The sequence below is a fragment of the Shewanella intestini genome, from assembly GCF_018221465.1.
Lineage (GTDB): Bacteria > Pseudomonadota > Gammaproteobacteria > Enterobacterales > Shewanellaceae > Shewanella > Shewanella intestini.
Genome location: NZ_JAAIKR010000012.1, coordinates 61,705 through 80,816, shown reverse-complemented (window position 1 = coordinate 80,816; position 19,112 = coordinate 61,705). Strand labels below are relative to the sequence as shown.

At 44.9% G+C, this 19,112-nt stretch carries 14 protein-coding genes; 13 read left to right on the top strand and 1 reads right to left on the bottom strand.

Going from position 1 to position 19,112, the window contains the following annotated elements; translation table 11 throughout:
- Positions 1 to 18: 18 nt before the first annotated feature.
- Positions 19 to 963, bottom strand: a complete 945-nt coding sequence (locus G3R48_RS12430; protein WP_153665069.1) for a hypothetical protein — start codon at positions 961 to 963, stop codon at positions 19 to 21.
- Between the two features lie 264 nt (positions 964 to 1,227).
- Here G3R48_RS12430 and G3R48_RS12425 point away from each other — a divergent pair, with 264 nt between their 5' ends.
- The 13 genes from G3R48_RS12425 (at position 1,228) to tldD (ending at position 18,991) form a co-directional block, all read left to right on the top strand.
- Positions 1,228 to 1,725: a pilus assembly FimT family protein gene (locus tag G3R48_RS12425; RefSeq protein WP_153665067.1), complete on the top strand. Its 498-nt coding sequence runs from the start codon at positions 1,228 to 1,230 to the stop codon at positions 1,723 to 1,725.
- The gene (locus tag G3R48_RS12420; RefSeq protein WP_212593341.1) at positions 1,715 to 2,236 is read left to right on the top strand and encodes a type II secretion system protein; all 522 of its coding nucleotides are present in this window, start codon (positions 1,715 to 1,717) and stop codon (positions 2,234 to 2,236) included. Before G3R48_RS12425 ends, G3R48_RS12420 begins: the two co-directional genes overlap by 11 nt.
- Positions 2,236 to 3,084: a PilW family protein gene (locus tag G3R48_RS12415; RefSeq protein WP_153665063.1), complete on the top strand. Its 849-nt coding sequence runs from the start codon at positions 2,236 to 2,238 to the stop codon at positions 3,082 to 3,084. The genes G3R48_RS12420 and G3R48_RS12415 overlap by 1 nt, the downstream gene beginning before the upstream one ends.
- On the top strand, positions 3,074 to 3,517 hold the full coding sequence (locus G3R48_RS12410; protein ID WP_153665061.1) for an MSHA biogenesis protein MshP: 444 nt from the start codon (positions 3,074 to 3,076) through the stop codon (positions 3,515 to 3,517). Before G3R48_RS12415 ends, G3R48_RS12410 begins: the two co-directional genes overlap by 11 nt.
- Positions 3,507 to 7,340: a DUF6701 domain-containing protein gene (locus G3R48_RS12405; RefSeq protein ID WP_323741272.1), complete on the top strand. Its 3,834-nt coding sequence runs from the start codon at positions 3,507 to 3,509 to the stop codon at positions 7,338 to 7,340. The genes G3R48_RS12410 and G3R48_RS12405 overlap by 11 nt, the downstream gene beginning before the upstream one ends.
- A 285-nt stretch (positions 7,341 to 7,625) precedes the next feature.
- On the top strand, positions 7,626 to 8,675 hold the full coding sequence (locus tag G3R48_RS12400) for a rod shape-determining protein (protein WP_153665059.1): 1,050 nt from the start codon (positions 7,626 to 7,628) through the stop codon (positions 8,673 to 8,675).
- A 65-nt stretch (positions 8,676 to 8,740) separates the two neighbouring features.
- Positions 8,741 to 9,655 (top strand): rod shape-determining protein MreC, encoded by a 915-nt coding sequence (gene mreC / locus G3R48_RS12395; protein ID WP_153665057.1) that lies wholly within the window; start codon positions 8,741 to 8,743, stop codon positions 9,653 to 9,655.
- The gene (mreD, locus tag G3R48_RS12390; RefSeq protein ID WP_153665055.1) at positions 9,652 to 10,143 is read left to right on the top strand and encodes a rod shape-determining protein MreD; all 492 of its coding nucleotides are present in this window, start codon (positions 9,652 to 9,654) and stop codon (positions 10,141 to 10,143) included. The genes mreC and mreD overlap by 4 nt, the downstream gene beginning before the upstream one ends.
- Before the next feature lie 75 nt (positions 10,144 to 10,218).
- Entirely contained in the window at positions 10,219 to 10,818 is a 600-nt protein-coding gene (locus G3R48_RS12385) for a Maf family protein (RefSeq protein ID WP_153665053.1), read from the top strand.
- 89 nt (positions 10,819 to 10,907) lie between these two features.
- A complete protein-coding gene (gene rng, locus G3R48_RS12380; RefSeq protein ID WP_153665051.1) occupies positions 10,908 to 12,398 on the top strand; it encodes a ribonuclease G in 1,491 nt (496 codons plus the stop codon).
- A complete protein-coding gene (locus G3R48_RS12375; RefSeq protein ID WP_153665049.1) occupies positions 12,398 to 16,741 on the top strand; it encodes a YhdP family protein in 4,344 nt (1,447 codons plus the stop codon). Before rng ends, G3R48_RS12375 begins: the two co-directional genes overlap by 1 nt.
- Positions 16,665 to 17,498 carry a carbon-nitrogen hydrolase family protein gene (locus G3R48_RS12370; protein WP_153665047.1) on the top strand — a complete coding sequence of 278 codons (834 nt, stop codon included), beginning with the start codon at positions 16,665 to 16,667 and terminating at the stop codon, positions 17,496 to 17,498. Before G3R48_RS12375 ends, G3R48_RS12370 begins: the two co-directional genes overlap by 77 nt.
- Positions 17,499 to 17,542: 44 nt before the next feature.
- Positions 17,543 to 18,991, top strand: coding sequence for a metalloprotease TldD (tldD, locus tag G3R48_RS12365; protein WP_153665045.1), 1,449 nt, complete (start codon positions 17,543 to 17,545; stop codon positions 18,989 to 18,991).
- Positions 18,992 to 19,112: the final 121 nt, after the last annotated feature.

The following is a 19,112-nucleotide window of genomic DNA, read 5'->3' as shown; positions in this document are numbered from 1 at the left end:
GATGGCGACATTTAACTGTTAATGGTTGTGAAGACGATTTGGCAAGGTGGGCTGCACATAATTTTGGCAGCGTTGTTTGATGGGTTGGCTTGGGTCAAGTAGCCAATGGTTAGCTTTTGCTTGCTGCAAAAAGTCAGCGTTTAGCATCGGATTTTCCAGTTCAAATAACTGTCGCTGTGATAATTTGCTTTTGATTAATATGGGGCAAAAATGTTGATAGAAAAAGTCATCAAAAATGCCGTTTTCCATTATCGACATTAACCCTTTTTCAATGCGCTCGGCGAGTTTTGGGGCATTAGGTGAAACATAAAATACCGTCGGTAAAGGCATGTACACTAGCGTAGACTCATCAATCATTAGTTGAGGATATTGCTGCTCTCTTGAGTCAATCTCTTGATAAACTTCATTAATTCCGCGGCTAAAGGTATCAAAACGCTGTTTGATTAGCATGTGGAATAAACCGTCATAGTTAGCACCATTCACCATTTTAAAGCCATTATATTTCATAATTTGATATGCCGACCAAGAATGCATCGCCCCTGTGGGGATTGATTTTAATTGTTGCAGATTACTGATTGAGGGCAATAGGTTGCTATCGGAGGAGCGGATGATGAAGACCCTAAAGCCTTGGATACCTTTACGAATAGGGATGTTAACGGCCAATAGTTGTTGGTCCCATTCTTTACTTGAAACTTGTGGCATAACGTTGATGAGTTTACCGCTTTTTAGTTCGGCAAGCGTGCGGTTACGGGTCATGGCAATGGGGGCGTTATGGATATCCGCTGCGCCATATTGCTCAGCCGTCTGCTCCATCACTAACGTTAATAAATCATGGGTATAATTGTAGCGGGCGTCATTGTTTGAACTGGGCTTATTAAGGATCACGATATCAAGCGCCCAAGCCGTATTAATGAGGCTGAGGTTGAACATGAAAATTGAGCAATAACAGAGCAGTTTTTTCATCTATCACCTTGTTTTTAATCAACTTGAATTTGACCTGGTTAGGCACAGATAATGAATACTATCGCTATTTGAGTTGCTTGTCTGCTGAGGATGCGTTGCTCGGGCTGACTAACGAAAGTTATTTGTGGTGATTTAATCAAGAATATATGGGCGTCTTTGCAAACGAAATCAATATTTAAGCAGACAAAAGTACGATTAATTTGCCATACTAAGTACAAGTTTAACAGGCTGTTTTTGTGCATAAAGCCTGCAAGAAAGGGCAAAATGAAGCTAACGTTTATCCATTTTAGATCAAAAAGTCGCCAACAAGGTGTTAGCCTTGTTGAGTTAGTCACCACCATTTTGTTGATTGGTATTATTTCGGTGGTTGTTTTGCCGCGCCTTTTTTCAGATACCACCTACAGTGCATTTACGTTACGCAATGAGTTTATTTCTGAGTTGCGTCAAGCACAATGGCGCGCGATGAATAATTCTGACCGTTGTTATGCCATTGACGTTAGCAGCAGTCAGTATCAATTACGCCAATACAGTGGCCGCGCAGGTAATCAATGCACCGGACTGGTTAGAGCCGATGAAGCTCATCGCCTTGACGGTAGCGCGCAAATTGCGCTTACAAGTAATAATAGCCAAACATTCTCGGTAAGCTTTGATTCATTAGGGCGGGTTATTGCGCCTAATTGTAATGGTGATTGTTTCACCGTGTCGGCCAGTGACACCGTTAAAATAGCTGTCAGTTCTGAAGGATATATTCATGCGCTTTAAGCGAGTTAACCCTAGTGAAAACGGGTTTACGTTAATTGAACTGGTCATTGGTATGTTGGTGCTCAGCATTGCGCTAGTGATGATGACCAGCATGTTATTTCCGCAAGCCGATCGCGCGGCACAAACCTTACAGCGGGTGCGCTCAGCTGAGTTAGCACATTCGGTAATGAATGAGATTTGGGGGAAGCGTTATGATCAAAATACCAACCCTAATGGCGGCACACCAGCATGTGGAATCACAGGGCTGTTAGCTTGTTCAGACACGCTTGGCCATGAAACAGGTGAAGGGCGTAATGACTATAATGATGTTGATGATTACCAAGGCTTAACGATAAACAGCAATATGTTCGATTCATCAGATACTTACCTTGATCATTATCCTAACTTTGGTCTTGAAGTGAGCGTAGCATATGTGGTTCCTGCCACTAAAGCCGCCAAACTGATCACCGTTACCGTGACAACCCCTAACAATGAAGTGATTACTTATCAATCGGTGAGGAGTAATTACTAATGGCCTTAACGCATTCCCCTCGTTTACATCCCCTTAAACAGGTGGGTTTTACCTTAATTGAGATGGTTACGGTTATCTTAATCTTAGGTATTTTAGTGGTTGGTGTGAGTAGTTTTGTTATTTTTGGCACGCGCATTTTTGTTGAATCGAGCTCGGTGGATCAAGTGTTAAGCCAAAGTCGTTACGGTATTGAGCGCATGACTCGTGATTTACGCAATGCCGTGCCCAATAGCCTAAGATTAACAACCGACTCAAGTGGCTTGTATCAATGCATTGAATTTGTACCGATATTAGCAAGTAGCAGCTATATTACTGCCCCAATTGCTCCGCAGCCTACGGCGACAAGTATGACCGTTTTTAATGGGGCATCTTCCGTCGCTGGTGGCGATCAAGTGCTGCTTTATCCGCTTACTGAAGCTGAGGTATATAATCCAAGTGGCACAACCGCGAAACGTTTTAGCGTGCAAAGCAGTGCAGTAGCAGGAGATGAGCTGACGATTAACTTTGCAAGTCGTATCCGCTTTAGCGAGGATTCTCCCCTTAAGCGCATATACTTTGCCCAGCAACCGATTAGTTATTGTTTTGTGCGCGGCGCGTTAGCCGAACAAGCTGATTTAAAAATTTATCAAAATTACGGTTATCAAACCTCACAGCCCACCCCTGCCAGCATGGGCTCGGGGCAGTTATTGGCGCAAAATGTCACCAATACTTTTTCTATAGAACCCGCCATTATTTTAACGCCGTCTAACTTAGTGACGAATGCTTTGGTACATGTTCAACCTCGGTTTAGTGTTAACGGTGAAACGTTTCAATATCAACATCAGGTGCAGGTGATTAATGTTCCATAGTCGCAGCAGCAAGACGCAGCAAGGCAGTGCGTTAATCATTGGTATATTTGTCATTATTGTCATGTTCTTATTGGCAGCAAGTTTGCTGCGTATTGTGGACGATGCCGATGAGTCTTTTTCTATGGAAGTGTGGGGGGCTCGGGCGTTCAACTCGGCTAACAGTGGTGCTGATGCCGCATTAGCGCAATTGTTTCCTGTTAATGGTGTCCCTCAAGATTGCAGCAGTGTTTCTACGTCGTGGACGCCACCTAATAGCGTCGGTTTTCACGGTTGTAGCGTGACAATCAGTTGTAAGATGGTCACGGTAGGCACTCGTTCGCAATTTACTATTAATAGTAATGCCAGTTGCGAAACCGGAGGATGCGGCAGCGATAGCACGACAGATTGCTTACGAGTCAATCGGCAAGTGGAGGTAGAAGCGCGTGGGAATTAGATGGTTTAGCCAAGTATTAATGTGCGCGATAGCGTTGCTAACAACAGGTTCAGCGCTTGCATTTGAAGATATTGATTATGATACCTACTTCCCTAATGTGGTCCAAGGTCATCACAGTAATACTGCATCTTGTCGGAATAATAATGGCACCCAGTTAGTGATATTTAACGGCCAAATTAATGGTACCAATGGTCAATCGCTGCCATTTTGTAGCAGTAATAAAACTAATGGGATGCAAAACAATACATGTGATGATGGCGCTGGTGGATATACGTATTGTGAAATTACCGGCTCAGATATCAATGGTTTTAATTTGAACCGCAATGAGAATAAATTTCTTAGCAGTTCCGGTACAACCAATATTGATTGGGGGCGATGTACTGCAAGTGATAATTTGGGACCTGCAGAAAATGAATTTGGTACATTGATTTTAGATAAAAGTGGCTGTGAGTTAACTTTCGCATCAACACGACAAGAATACCGAATTAAACGTTTAATTTTAAATAGTAATTCGGTGGTAAATTTACCCGCAGGTGATTATTGGGTTGACGCATTAGAAATTCAGGGTGGTACGCCTACGTTTAATGTGTCTGGTGATGTGCGTTTTTTTGTGAATCAATCGATTCAGGTAAATGGTTCGTTTAAGGTTAAACAAAACGCTGATAGCCGCTTTACAATGATTGCCTACAATAACATTAACTTCAATAACAGCGGTGTCGACTTTAATGGTTACTTATATGCTGATGGCAATATCGTCATTCATAATAAAAGTGAATTTTATGGCCGTATCACCGCTGGAAAACTTGAGATTAGTGATCAAAGCGTTATCAACGATATAAAAAATCCTACAACACCCTTTCATATTCAATACGGTAAAACGAGCAACGGCACGGTGACTTTTGACTCGCCATTTCCAGCAGGAGTGACACCGTTAGTCTTTTTAATGCCTACCGTGTCTGAAACCAATAGTAATAATGACGGCCCTGCATCGGCTTTTTTGGTCGGTACGCCAACCGCAACAGGGTTTAGTTGGACACAAGAGGAATCCCCTTCACCTAATAATCGATATGTGCCATCGCAAAACATGCCTGAAATGCATTGGATTGCGGTGACGCCTGGTACGCATGAGTTAAGTAATGGCAGCCAATTGGTGGCGGGTACGGTTGATATTGATGAGGTGATGTTTGGCAGTAATTCACCTTATACTGATATTACCGTGCCCAGTGCGAACAATGTGTTATTGCATCAAATTCAAACTCACAATAATAACTGTTGGTTCACTACGACCTCGCAATTTAGTAATAACGGCCCCGAAATTGCCATAGATACTTCCGAAGTTCGCACTAACTCAAGGGCGTGTCAGCCTGCCAATTTGGGTAATGGTCAGATTCAAAATGAATCAGTGGCTTATTTATCCGTTGCCAGTGGCGCTGGTACGTTAGCGCTTAACGGTGAAAATGTGCAATACCAGTTTACTGGTGGTGCGCAAACTTTTACTGCAGGAAATATTCAATCATTGGCTTATCAATGTGGGGTCACCACCACTCTTTCTGGTTTTACTTCCCCGCCGATATTCGTTGCGGGTAAAAACAGCCGCAGAGGCGGAGATGGTGGTTGGTTAAGGCGTTGTCAGTTAACGAGTAATGTGGTGAGTATGGCTGTTGATGAAGACACTTACCGCGATACCGACCGTCGTCATGTTTGGGAAAATTACAGCTTTATGGCCTTTGAATCGACACCTGTTGGGGTGGTGATTGACCATTTTGAGTTTGACCACAGCGGCGGTGGACTAACATGTGCGCCTGAAACCTTAATCCTAAAAGCCTGTGCCAATAGCAGTTGTAGCCAGCTAGTGCCTGATGCGATTACCGCGAATTTATCTCCAGCAAGCATTCCGGGTGGTGGCGGTTGGGTTGGCGGTAATGTAGTTAATATTAACGGTGGGCAAATCGCGCTTAGTTTGCGCCACAACACGCCGGGTATGGTGAGCGTGGATGTGGCTGATTCGACCCCCGGGGCTAATCCGACTAACCCAACGTTGTGCCGCATTTCAGGTGGTAATGCCAGCGTGGCAAATTGTCAGTTAATCTTTGATGACAGTGGCTTTTTGTTTGATGTTGCCAGCGCCAATAAAGACAGTAACGGCAATATGGCAAAACTGGCTAATAAACCCTTGTCTATGACCATTTCTGCGGTGAAAAAAGATGATGCTAGTTTGCAGTGTGTACCCACCTTTGCCAACGAGGCTAAAAGCCTTGCGCTTTGGAGCTCATATATAGATCCTAATACTAGCGGATTAGTCGCCAGTTCAGCGGTTTCTATTGACGGCACCTCAGTGGGTAAATCACCAACAGCAGCAACGCCGTTAACGGTTAATTTTAATGCTCAAGGTCAGGCCAATATTAGCCTTAACTACCCTGATGCTGGGCGTATTCAAATTGATGCTCAATATAGCGGTAGCGGTGATGAGGCCGGGCTGGTGATGACAGGTAATCAGCAGGTAGTGAGTTTCCCCGTTGGGTTATGTGCCAGTTTACCAGAGGCCAATGCCAGTTGCTCAAGTGGCGACAGTAGCTGCAGCGCATACAAACATGCCGGCGAGTCGTTTCCGATTGAAGTGCGCGCAAAAGCGTGGACGTCTGATAACGACAATAACTTTTGTGATAACCCTAATACGCCTAATTATGCCCACAATGGCATGACGCTTGGCCATGAGCTAGTTGCCCCAGCAGCAGGTGAAATAGGGGCGTTAACTAACACGCAATATGATCATGTTGCAGCAGGCAATAACCTTAATACGGTAACGCAAGCGGTGAGTGAGGTTGGGGTGTTTAACTTTACAATAAAATCACCCAGCACGTATTTAGGGTCAGACTTTTACAATATTCCTCAAGCGAAAACCGGTAATACAGGGCGCTTTGTGCCTGCCCGTTTTGCGGTGAGTGGGACCAGCGTGTTACCCGCTTGCGGTATGTTTTCATACATGGATCAGCCTTTCCCAATGGCAATGAACATTAGCGCGCAAAACACCAGTTCTGCGGTGACTAAAAACTATTTTGGGGACTTTGCTAAGGCCACAGCCAGCTTAGAGGGCGAAAATAACGATGACGGCGTTGAGTTAAGCAGCCGCTTAAGTGCATTACCAATCAATGCAGGTTCATGGTTGGCCGGTGTGGCAACGGTTGACAACAGTTATCAAGCCAGCTTTAGCCGAATTGCGCCACCAAATGTGGATGGCCCATTTACCAATTTAGATATTGGGGTCAAAGTGTTTGATAATGACGGCGACCTTGCTTATGTTGCAGATCCTGATATGCGCGCTAATACCGCGGGTAATTGTACCACCCCAAGTAATACCTGCACCGCCAAGCGCATTAGTACTCAAGATTTACGTCAAGGGCGAGTGGTATTAGCAAACACTTACGGCCCTGAAAACGAAACCTTAACGATGCCAGTCACGGCGCAATATTGGGATGGCAGCACTTGGCAAACCAGTAGTAATGACAATTGCTCGGTGATTAGCGGTAGTTTATCGTCTGGCACCACTTACGCGCCTGCACTAGGCGTCAATGAAACGGTGCAACGCAGCGCTCAGTCGGCACAAGTGCTTAATGGCCAAGGCCAGTTATTGTGGCAAAATGTAGGCAGTAACAATTACCGTGGTCAAGTTATGTCATCGCTGGCTGTCGACAATTGGTTGCAGTGGTATTGGAATTGGGACAGCTTGTCACCTAATGTGTTGTCTGATCCACAAGCCAGTGCTTTCTTTGGTCGTTATCGAGGTCACGACCGAATTATTTACTGGCGTGAAATTAGACAATAGTGCTTGGTTGGCGCGATTTTGTCGTTGTAAGCTAAATTTAACTTAAACAATAAACGCTGAGCACTAAGAAATGGCGATAATGGTGTTTTATCAGAGAACATTTTGTGCTGATAAAAACCACAATAGTCATCATTTCTTGGTGTTTTTTAGCTTTTATGAATGCTTTTATAAAAAAAAGTGGCTGATTAGCAAATGTTAACCCCTTCGGTCTTGTAGAAACGGGGTTGCGTTGATAAAGTTAGCTGATTTTTCATTCTTCTGACTTCACAGAAACAGGCCTGATTCATGTTCAAAAAGTTGCGCGGTATTTTTTCAAACGACCTATCTATTGATTTAGGGACGGCAAACACGCTTATTTATGTCCGAGACGAAGGTATCGTGCTAAACGAACCCTCAGTTGTGGCGATCCGAGGTGAGCGAACGGGTAACGGACAAAAGTCAGTCGCCGCCGTGGGAACCGACGCAAAACAAATGCTGGGTCGTACTCCGGGTAATATTCAAGCTATTCGTCCAATGAAAGACGGTGTGATTGCTGATTTCTATGTAACTGAAAAAATGTTGCAGCACTTTATCAAACAAGTGCATAACAATAGTTTCTTCCGTCCAAGCCCACGTGTTTTGGTGTGTGTGCCAGTTGGTGCAACCCAAGTAGAACGTCGTGCTATTCGTGAATCAGCAATGGGCGCAGGCGCGCGTGAGGTTTACCTTATTGAAGAGCCAATGGCTGCTGCAATCGGAGCGGGTTTACCGGTGTCAGAAGCGACAGGTTCAATGGTTGTGGATATCGGTGGTGGTACAACTGAAGTCGCTATTATCTCGCTTAATGGTGTGGTGTACTCGTCATCAGTACGTATTGGTGGTGACAAGTTTGACGATGCCATTATCAACTATGTTCGTCGTAACTACGGCAGTTTGATTGGTGAAGCAACTGCTGAGCGCATTAAACACACCATTGGCACCGCATACCCTGGCGATGAAGTCCTTGAAATTGAAGTTCGCGGCCGTAATTTAGCTGAAGGTGTGCCAAGAAGCTTCACCCTTAACAGCAATGAAATTCTAGAAGCACTGCAAGAGCCACTCTCTGGCATTGTTAGTGCTGTCATGGTGGCACTTGAGCAGTCTCCGCCTGAGCTAGCGTCAGATATTTCTGAACGTGGCATGGTATTAACCGGTGGTGGCGCGTTACTACGTGACCTTGACCGTTTATTAATGCAAGAAACTGGTATTCCTGTCATGGTGGCAGAAGATCCGTTGACATGTGTCGCTCGTGGTGGTGGTAAAGCCCTAGAGATGATTGACATGCACGGCGGTGACTTATTCTCTGAAGAGAACTAATTGAGCAGATAATATCTGAATGAAAGTGGGGCGATAAGCCCCGTTTTTGTTCTTATAAGTACAATATGAAACCAATTTTTGTCCGCGGTATCTCGATTCAATTTCGTCTGGCACTGGCTGTTATTTTGTCGGTGGTGTTAATGATATCTAATCAACGGCTTGAGCCTTATCGTCAATCTCTTTCAAGCCTGCTTACCCCTATTCAATATCTTGCCAATGTTCCCGGCGTATTGCTCGACTGGTCCTCTGAAACATTAGCGACCCGCGACATGTTATCGGCGCAAAATAAACAGCTGATGCGTCAACAATTATTAATGTCAGAACGTTTACAACGTTTTGAACATTTACGCCAAGAAAACGTGCGTTTACGCGCTTTACTGGGTTCGCCTGTACATATGGATTCACGCAAGGTTGTCGCCGAGGTGATTGAGGTCGCAAGCGACCCGTTTCGTCAGTACGTGGTGTTAAACCAAGGTGCGAGCAACGGTGTGTATCATGGTCAACCCGTAGTGGATGCACAAGGTGTGGTTGGCCAAGTTGTTGAGGTCAGTAAATTTACCAGCCGAGTGTTATTAGTGTCTGACTCAACTCACGGCATTCCTGTTAGGGTGACCCGTAATGACGTACGTGCGATTGCCAATGGCACCGGTGACATAGATGACATTGAATTACGCCATGTGGCCAAAAATACCGATATTGTTGCGGGCGATTTGTTAGTGACATCTGGGCTTGGGAATCGATTCCCTGAAGGGTATCCCGTCGCGAGGGTCATGAACGTATCTCGTGATGAAGGCCAAAATTATGCCGTCATTAATGCCCAGCCTTTAGCAGCATTAGACCGTATTCGTTATGTATTACTGATTTGGCCAGATGAACCTGCTGTCGATACTCATTTAAGTGAACACCTCATTAAACAAAGCGTTGAAACCCAACTTGGTTCAAACAGCGTGGCCTCAACAGCGAATGGAGAAGGACAATGAGTGCTCATGTAGCAAATGGTCGCTTAGTTGTGTGGCTGACCTTTTTTCTTGGCGCAATGTTTCAAATTATGCCATTACCCAAAATTGTTGAGGTATGGCGACCAGACTGGCTGGTATTAGTTGCGATTTACTGGGCGATGGCATTGCCGCATCGATACAACATTTTAACGGCGTGCTTTTTAGGGGTGTTGTTAGACATTCTCCTTGGTGCCACTGTGGGCATTAGAGCCTTGGCTTTTTCATTGGTTATTTATGTTGTCGTGATGCATTCACAGCGATTAAGAAACTTTCCGCGTTGGCAACAGTCGCTGTTGGTTTCGTCACTCATTTGCGGCTATCACCTAGTGGTTTTTTGGGTGCAATACGTGGTTGTTGGAGAAACGCCGATTGATGTGGTGTTATTTTTGCCCGCTATTTCAAGTGTGTTCATTTGGTGGTGGTTGTTTTTAGTGCTCCGCAATTTGCGGCGATTATACAATGTGAGATAGCGATGTGTTAATTGGCTGATAATGCATATCAGCCAATTAACTGCGGACTTAACGTGATCAAATAGGTGAATAAACATGACATGGGTTTTAGCTTCTACTTCGCCAAGACGCAAAGAACTACTTGCTCAAGCTGGGTTTAGCTTTGCCGATTTTAGTTTTGAGCAAGTTGCGCCTGATATCGATGAAACCAAATTAGCTGCTGAAACGCCGCAGCAATTTGTTGCACGTTTAGCCGTCGAAAAGGCGCACGTTGGACTGTCGTTATCGACTCAGTTTCAACAGCCAAAAGTCCTAGGTTCAGACACGGTTGTTGTCATTGATGGTCACGTGCTTGGTAAGCCCAAAGACCGCGCTGATGCGAAGCATATGCTTATGCAGCTTTCAGGACGCGAGCATCAAGTGATGACCAGTGTTGCGATAACAGACGGTACAACGACGATGAGTCGAACATGTATTACTCAAGTGACTTTTTGCACACTAAATGAAACCGATATTGACGCGTACATTGCGACCAATGAGCCAATGGATAAAGCTGGCGCGTATGGTATTCAAGCATTAGGCGGCTGCTTTGTTGAGCATATTAATGGCAGTTACTCTGCTGTTGTTGGCTTACCATTAACGCAAACGCGTGAACTATTACACGCCATGGTTCAGCACTCTGACATCGTAGCCTAAGCGGCCAGTGATCTGCGTGAACTACGCTGATTTATTACCGTTAAATTAACCTTTTAACTGCAGTCTTATGCACCCAATGCCGGTGGTTTATGAATAATAAAGTACAACGTAAAAAAGGGTCTGAACTACTGATAAACGTCACCCCAACCGAAGCGCGAGTCGCTTTAGTTGAGCATGGTGTCCTGCAAGAAGTGCATATTGAACGGCGCATGAAGCGTGGTTTAGTCGGCAACATCTATAAAGGAAAAATCAGCCGAGTATTGCCAGGTATGCAAGCGGCATTTGTTGATATTGGGCTTGAAAAAGCCGCTTTTTTACATGCTTCTGATATTGTGCCGCACACGGAATGCGTTGCCGACGGTGAACGTAATAACTTTGTCGTGCGTGATATTGCGTCTTTAGTTCGCCAAGGCCAAGACATTATGGTGCAGGTTGTTAAAGACCCTTTAGGCACCAAAGGCGCACGGTTAACCACTGATATCACTTTACCTTCTCGTTATCTGGTGTTTATGCCAGGCTCGAGCCACATTGGTGTTTCTCAGCGAATTGAGCAAGAAGAAGAGCGCAGTAGACTTAAACAAATTACCCAGCCTTATGTTGACGAAGACGGTGGGTTTATTATTCGCACCGCGGCTGAAAATGTTGGCGAAGATGAGCTGGCACAAGATGCGGCTTTTTTGCGTCGAGTGTGGGCTAAAGTCAGTGAGCGCCGCAAACGCAAAGGCGCGAGATTGCTATATCAAGACTTAGCTTTACAAGTGCGTATAGTGCGTGATTTTGTTGGTGAACAACTTGACCATATTCAAGTCGATTCAACCCGCACCTTTGAAGAGCTCAATCAGTTTGCGCACGAGTTTATGCCTGAAATTGCCAATAAGATTGAACATTATGACGGCCCAGCACCTATTTTTGAGCTGTACGATGTCGAAAATGAAATTCAACGCGCACTGGGTCGCAAAGTCGAGTTAAAGTCGGGCGGGTATTTGATTATTGATCAAACTGAAGCCATGACCACGGTTGATATTAATACTGGTGCATTTGTTGGCCATCGCAACCTAGAAGAAACCATTTTCAATACTAATTTAGAGGCCACGCAAGCCATTGCCCGCCAATTACGCCTGCGCAATTTGGGTGGTATTATCATTATCGACTTTATTGATATGCAAAAATCCGCCCATCAAGACCGTGTATTAAGCAGCTTGCAAGGCGCGCTAGACCTTGACCGTGTAAAAACCAGCATCAGTGGATTTTCAGGTTTAGGCTTGGTTGAAATGACCCGCAAACGTACCCGTGAAAGCCTAGAACATGTGTTGTGTTCTGAGTGTCCTGCCTGTCAGGGAACGGGGAGCATGAAAACCGTCGAAACGGTGTCCTATGAAATTTTTCGGGAACTCATCCGCTTAAATCGCACTTATCAAACTGACGAGTTTTTATTGTATTGCTCGCCAGCGGTGTACATGAGTTTAAGTGGTGACGAAAGCCATTTACTGGCCGAGCTTGAAGTCTATATTGGCAAACGGATCCGCTTACAAAATGAAACCATGTACGCACAAAACAAATATGATGTGGTGATGGTGTAGTGGCAACAAGTCAGTTAGGTAAAGTCAATCGTATTTGCTGGCAGTTGGTTGCTGGCGCACTCGTGTTATTTGCCCTTATGGTCAGTTTAATTCGTGGATTATTGCCACAACTGGCCGACGTTAGGCATGAAATTGTTGATTATTTACAACAGCAGTATCAACTTGAAGTACAAGTGGGTGAGCTGTCTGCAAAATGGCAAGCTTTTGGCCCTGCACTAACGGTACACCAACTGGTGATCCCGCAGCAAAACGCCATGCCCCTGACGATTGTGGCTGAAAACGTCCAGATTAAACTCGACTTCTGGGAGTCGCTTATTAGTTTGTCACCACAAATCGATACCGTGGTTTTTGACGGTCTAACATTATCGCTAGACATTGATCACGTCTCTAAACTGAAAACCAACTCAGCAGCCAGTCATGATGTTGACTGGCTATATGCTTTGTTTCTTGAACAGTTAAAGCACTTTTCTATAACCAATGCAAAACTGCAGTTATTAAGTCAACATCATCAATTTAGACCTATTTTTATCAAGGATTTGCAGTGGCTTAATTCAGCTGGACGTCACCAAGGTCAAGGTATCGTTCATGTGGAAGAAAATGCATCAGACAAAGAACAACTCAGTATTCGTGTTGATTTACTCGGTAACGGTTATCGGCCAAATACGATTGCGGGTGAGCTTTATGTCGCGGCTAAATCACTGGATTTAGGTGAGTGGGCATCAAGACAAGACGATCCACAGTTTGATTTTAAGCACATTGAATTTGAAGGGGTGATTAACCTTGAAGCTTGGGTCGCATTTTCAAAACGCAGTGTACAAGATGCGTTGCTAACATTTGAACCAAGTTGGCTAAAATGGGGGTCAAAAGATAAGCCGCATCGCTTAGATATTAAATCAGGGCAATTGACATGGCAGCCTAATGAGCAAGGCTGGTTGTTAGACTCTCATCAATTAAACTTTGTGACTAACGGCGAGCCTTGGCAACCGCTTAGCATGGCGGTGAAGTATCAACAAGGTGACATGTTTGCCAGTATTAGTCCTGTGTCGTTAAAACATTTCACGCCATTATTACCCTTAATTCCTGGTATTTGGCAACAAGAAGTGGAAACGTGGCACTACGTGAACCCACAAGGCAGTGTGGGGCCCATTAAGCTTTATAAACCTGACGGACAACCGTTACGGGCCGATGTTCACTTGAACCATATTCGCTGGAATGCCTATAAAGCCATCCCGGGGATTAAAGGCATTGACCTTGATCTTAACTGGGCCAATCAACGACTGAGCTTCAACTTGCCTGCCCAAAACTATAGCTTAGATTTTGCCAACAATTTTAGACAAAACTTAGCTTTTAAAGGTGCACCTTTAAATGGCTATTTCGACACGCAATCACTTGAGTTGGTCGCGCCGCATATTGGCTTGAGTAACCAAGATATTGCGATTGATGCTAACTTGGCTTTAGCGCTGGCTCATGACGCTAACATGTCACTTGCGGCTAACCTGGCAATTAAAGATGTCTCACAAGCGCAAAAATACTTTCCACGGCAAAGCATGAGTGAAAACCTGGTTAATTACTTAAAAAGTGGCTTAGTGGCCGGTGACATTCCAAATGCGAAGGTATTGTGGAATGGCCAATTTAATCAATTCCCATTTGATGATAATAGTGGCGTATTTCAAGCACAATTTACCTTAAATGATGCCACGTTTTCATTTCAGCCAAACTGGCCCGCCGTCACCGACTTAACCCTTAATGCCTTATTTAATAATGCCGCTATGCACTTAGATGTTGAGTCTGGTTTGTTAGGAAAAGTGCCAGCAGATGGTGCGCAAGTCGCCATTGAGCGCTTTCAGCCCCATTCAGTTTTAACGGTAAAAGCGGATTTACGATCCGATGCTAAAGATGCAATTGATGTCATTAATCGCTCACCACTGCGTACTTCTGTTGGGCATACGCTTGATGTTGTGCAAATTCATGACACCATTGCAACGCAATTAGACTTAACGATTCCGTTATTTAAAGGGCAGGCGCCGCTTTCTAAAGGTACGGTGTCGTTTGATAACAACAAGGTGTTTATCAGTAAGCCAGGGCTCAATCTTGAGAGTGTTCAAGGTAAAGTTAGCTTTGTGAATGACCGTGTTCAAGGCCAAGGAATTAGCGCGCAATTATTTGATCAGCCGTTGCAGTTTGACTTTAATACCCAAAAACAAAATAAAAACACCGCCTTAAACATTAATCTAAATGGCAGCTGGGACTTACAAAACCTGCCGGCTAATTTTACTAACCCATTAACTGATTTTTATCACGGCACAATGGATTGGAACAGTGATCTGCTAATGGTATTCGACCCTGACGGGTATACCTTACGCGCGCATGCAAGTTCCAACCTTGTAGGCACGGAATTTACATTGCCGGGCAGTTTTGCTAAATCGGCAATTGAACCTCGTTTAATTGAAGCGGAATTAGTGGGTGACAATGTACGCACCTCATTAAGCGTTAAGTTGGCCAATCAAGCCGAGTTTTGGGGCGAGTTTGCACCTGATAGCGGTGAAAAACTTGCTCATTACGATCTCATGCTTGGGCGCAGATTCAAATTAGGCGATCAACTCTTAAAGCAAGATGGTCATCTACAAATTGATTTACCCGATGCGCAGTTAACGCAGTGGTTACCGGTAATCAACGGCTTCACTAAAGGGCAGGCATTAACCTTGGCTGATGCTGCTACCGACAAGGTTAATCAGGTCGATAATACCAGCTCGGCACAACCAGCAGACAGTTCAAATACTGAAACTGCAGCTCCAGCGTCATTGTCTGAGGTGGCGTCACAGCCACTAACTGAAACCACTAGCGAAACGCCTTCAATTCAACGTGGATTTTTCCCTCCACTTAAAGCCATTGATGCAGATATTGGCCAATTGCATGTCATGGGACAAACCTTTGAGCATTTATCGTTAGCAGCAAAACCACTGACACACGTATGGCGTTTTGATGTGGATTCTGACCAATTTGCTGGCAATATTGATTTTTATCCACAGTGGCGAGAACAAGGCTTAAAAATTGTAGCCAAAAAACTGTATTTATCGCCCGAGATGCGCAGTGAGTCCGCGGCTGAATTTACCGCGGGTGAAATATTAGATTCAGTCCCCACATTAGCGGTCAATGTTGATGATTTTCAGTTTTATGGCATTAAGTTTGGCAAGTTAGTGCTTCAAGGTAATCCGAATGATCAAGGTTACCGCTTTCAAACCATTAGCTTGAATCAACCCGCTGTTAATTTAACCGCTAATGGCCAGTGGCAACGTAATGATGGCAAAGATTTCACCCGTTTTGATGTGAAAATGAACGCCACTAAATTTGATGATTTATCCAAAATGTTGGGGATTAATCTGGGGATTAAAGATGCACCACTTAACCTTGTGGGGAGTGTCAGTTGGCCACAGGTGCCATATCGATTCTCGTTAGCGGAACTTAACGGTAAAGTGAAGTTTGATATTGGCAAAGGGCACTTGTCTGAAGTCAGTGACAAAGGTGCGCGCATATTATCGCTATTTAGTCTCGACTCCATTTTACGAAAATTATCATTAGACTTTAGCGACGTATTTGGCCAAGGCTTATATTTTAATCGCTTTAACGGCCAATTAGATATCGACAATGGAGTGGTTAAAACCACCAACACGGAAATGGATGCCATTGCCGGAAATATGAAAGTGAGAGGCTACACCGACCTAACTACGCGCAGCTTAAATTACGATATTCGCTTTGTGCCGCAATTAGCATCAAGCGTCCCCACTGTGGTGTTGCTTAGCACTAGTGCATGGACATTAGGTATTGGTGCGTTTGCATTAACTAAGGTACTTGAGCCTGTGATTGAGGTCATTTCAGAAATTCGTTTTCGCTTAACGGGGAGTATGGACGCGCCAAAACTGGAAGAGCTAGAACGCAAGAGTAAAGAGATTGAGATCCCTAAAGAAGTGCTGCGTGACACTCAACATGAATCTCAACAAGGTGCGCCGCAAGAGTCTCAACAGCAGCCGGCGACTCCGGTATCGCCAGCGTCACCGCAAACCAATGATATTGCACCTCAAAAGCAAGACGATAATGTCGATACTGTAACGTCTGCTGCAGGTATTGAGCATGATCTAACCAATGTACTTGCCGCCAATGATGATGTTGCAACCGTTTCTTTAAGCGGTCATTATCAAATAAGGGGTGACCGTTTATCTGGTCAACCCATCGCCGAGCTTTGTCCGCCTGTTACTCAAGGAGTGCCTCATGCAATGGAATTTACTGCAGTGTCAAAGCAGCTCAGACATCCAAGCAAACTTGCGCTTTATCGAGACGCAGCTTAAACAGTTACCCCGACACGACAACGAGCCTCAATTGGTGGTGTTGCCCGAATGCAGCTTGCTATTTGGTGGCCACGAAGCCGAACAATTGCAACATGCTGGCACTGACGATGACAACCCGTTAGCAGACGCGCTGGCAACAATGGCCAAGCAATATCAGCTGTATTTAATTGCCGGTACAATGCCGTTTAAGGCTGCCAAAAACAAAGTCTTTAGTCGTTGTTATGCCTTTGACGATAATGGCCATACATTAGGCCATTATGACAAAATGCACTTATTCGATGTCGATGTGGCTGACGGCACTAAAACCTACCGTGAAAGCGACACCTTTGCCGCCGGTGAGCAACTTACTGTCATTGATACTCCCTTTGGTAAAATTGGCCTCGCCATTTGCTATGACTTACGTTTTGCTGATTTATTCCGGGCGCTACGCTTAATGGGCGCAGACATCATTGTCTTACCCTCAGCGTTTACTAAAGTGACCGGACAAGCCCACTGGCAAGTGTTATTACAAGCCCGTGCGATTGAAAACCAATGTTTTATATTGGGTGCTAATCAATGGGGTGCGCATAATCAAGGACGTCGTGAAACCTTTGGTCATAGCATGATAGTTGACCCTTGGGGGACGGTTTTGGCACAAAAGCCGCAGCAAACAGGTTGGGTGCAAGTTCGCCCAGATATGCGCCAATTACAGAAAATTCGCCAGAACATGCCTGTTTTAAGGCATAATCGGTTTAATGCACCTAGTGTTACATCCTAAAGCGCAGCGCCAATGGCGATGCGACAGATAAAAGAGAACAGTGAATGCCTTTTTTAGCCCAAGTAGAACAAAGTTTATTACAAGATGGTTTAACCCTAGATGGCCTGCAAGGTTATTTAGATCAGATCCATCACCATCAAGTGGATTTCTCTGATCTGTATTTTCAAGGTAGTCGCCATGAATCTTGGGTGCTTGAAGATGGCATCATTAAAGAAGGCAGCTTCCATATTGAACGTGGCGTAGGTGTCCGAGCGATTAGCGGTGAAAAAACCGGTTTTGCATATGCTGACGAAATTAACCCTGTCGCACTTGAAGCCGCAGCATTAGCGGCTAGAGGGATTGCCAGCAGCGGTCAGTCACAAACGGTTAATGCCTTTACGCACCAATCTCAAACTGCACTTTATAGCAGCGCAGACCCTATTGCTGCCATGGTTGAAACCACCAAGATTAATCTACTAAAGCAAGCCGACGCTTATATTCGCAGTTTAGATGATCGTATAATTCAAGTGGTTGTGAGTTTATCAGGCGTGCATGAAGAAATCTTAGTTGCGGCCAGTGACGGCACATTAGCGGCAGACATTCGTCCGCTAGTACGCTTTAACTGTAGTGTGATTATTGAACAGCAAGGTAAACGAGAACGCGGCAGTGCCGGTGGCGGTGGTCGCCATGATTACAGTGTATTCCTTGAAACTGACGCTAATGGTTTGCCTACCAGTTTTGAATTTGCCCGAGAAGCGGTAAGACAAGCACAAGTTAACCTGCATGCCATTGATGCCCCCGCAGGCGAAATGACGGTGGTATTAGGTAATGGCTGGCCGGGTGTATTATTGCACGAAGCAGTCGGTCACGGTTTAGAAGGCGACTTTAACCGTAAAGGTAGCAGTGCATTTAGCGGCAAAGTTGGCCAACAAGTGGCATCTGAATTGGTCACCGTGATTGACGATGGCACCTTAAATAACCGCCGCGGTTCATTATCGATTGATGATGAAGGGGTGAAGACACAAAAAACCACATTAATTGAAAATGGTGTATTAAAAGGCTACATGCAAGACAAGCTTAATGCGCGTCTAATGGGCGAAGCGCCAACAGGTAATGGTCGTCGTGAGTCTTATGCTCACTTACCATTACCACGTATGACCAATACCTATATGACGGCGGGCGAAAGCGACCCACAAGATATCATTAAATCGGTTAAAAACGGCGTGTATGCACCAAACTTTGGTGGCGGTCAAGTTGATATTACCTCAGGTAAATTTGTGTTCTCAGCGTCTGAAGCATATTTAATTGAAAACGGCGAAGTCACTCAAGCAATTAAAGGCGCTACCCTGATTGGTAACGGCCCTGAAGCCATGAGCCAAATCTCTATGGTGGGTAATGATCTTGAGCTTGATAAAGGCGTGGGCGTGTGTGGTAAAGACGGCCAAAGTGTACCTGTTGGTGTTGGTCAACCAACCTTGAAACTCGATAAATTGACGGTAGGTGGTACTGCTTAATAGCGTGTGGGTTGTCTACCGATACCGCGATAGTCTTGAGTGGTTAGCAGGTTAGCAGGTTAGCAGGTTAGCACTATTATTGAGGCTGCTAACCGCCAGCAAAACCACACAAGACTAGCTA

Bases quoted from the DNA above. Each gene is read 5' to 3' on its own strand.
- G3R48_RS12430 (WP_153665069.1), bottom strand. From the start codon at position 963: ATGAAAAAACTGCTCTGTTATTGCTCAATTTTCATGTTCAACCTCAGC.
- G3R48_RS12425 (WP_153665067.1), top strand. From the start codon at position 1,228: ATGAAGCTAACGTTTATCCATTTTAGATCAAAAAGTCGCCAACAAGGT.
- G3R48_RS12420 (WP_212593341.1), top strand. From the start codon at position 1,715: ATGCGCTTTAAGCGAGTTAACCCTAGTGAAAACGGGTTTACGTTAATT.
- G3R48_RS12415 (WP_153665063.1), top strand. From the start codon at position 2,236: ATGGCCTTAACGCATTCCCCTCGTTTACATCCCCTTAAACAGGTGGGT.
- G3R48_RS12410 (WP_153665061.1), top strand. From the start codon at position 3,074: ATGTTCCATAGTCGCAGCAGCAAGACGCAGCAAGGCAGTGCGTTAATC.
- G3R48_RS12400 (WP_153665059.1), top strand. From the start codon at position 7,626: ATGTTCAAAAAGTTGCGCGGTATTTTTTCAAACGACCTATCTATTGAT.
- mreC (WP_153665057.1), top strand. From the start codon at position 8,741: ATGAAACCAATTTTTGTCCGCGGTATCTCGATTCAATTTCGTCTGGCA.
- mreD (WP_153665055.1), top strand. From the start codon at position 9,652: ATGAGTGCTCATGTAGCAAATGGTCGCTTAGTTGTGTGGCTGACCTTT.
- G3R48_RS12385 (WP_153665053.1), top strand. From the start codon at position 10,219: ATGACATGGGTTTTAGCTTCTACTTCGCCAAGACGCAAAGAACTACTT.
- rng (WP_153665051.1), top strand. From the start codon at position 10,908: ATGAATAATAAAGTACAACGTAAAAAAGGGTCTGAACTACTGATAAAC.
- G3R48_RS12370 (WP_153665047.1), top strand. From the start codon at position 16,665: ATGCAATGGAATTTACTGCAGTGTCAAAGCAGCTCAGACATCCAAGCA.
- tldD (WP_153665045.1), top strand. From the start codon at position 17,543: ATGCCTTTTTTAGCCCAAGTAGAACAAAGTTTATTACAAGATGGTTTA.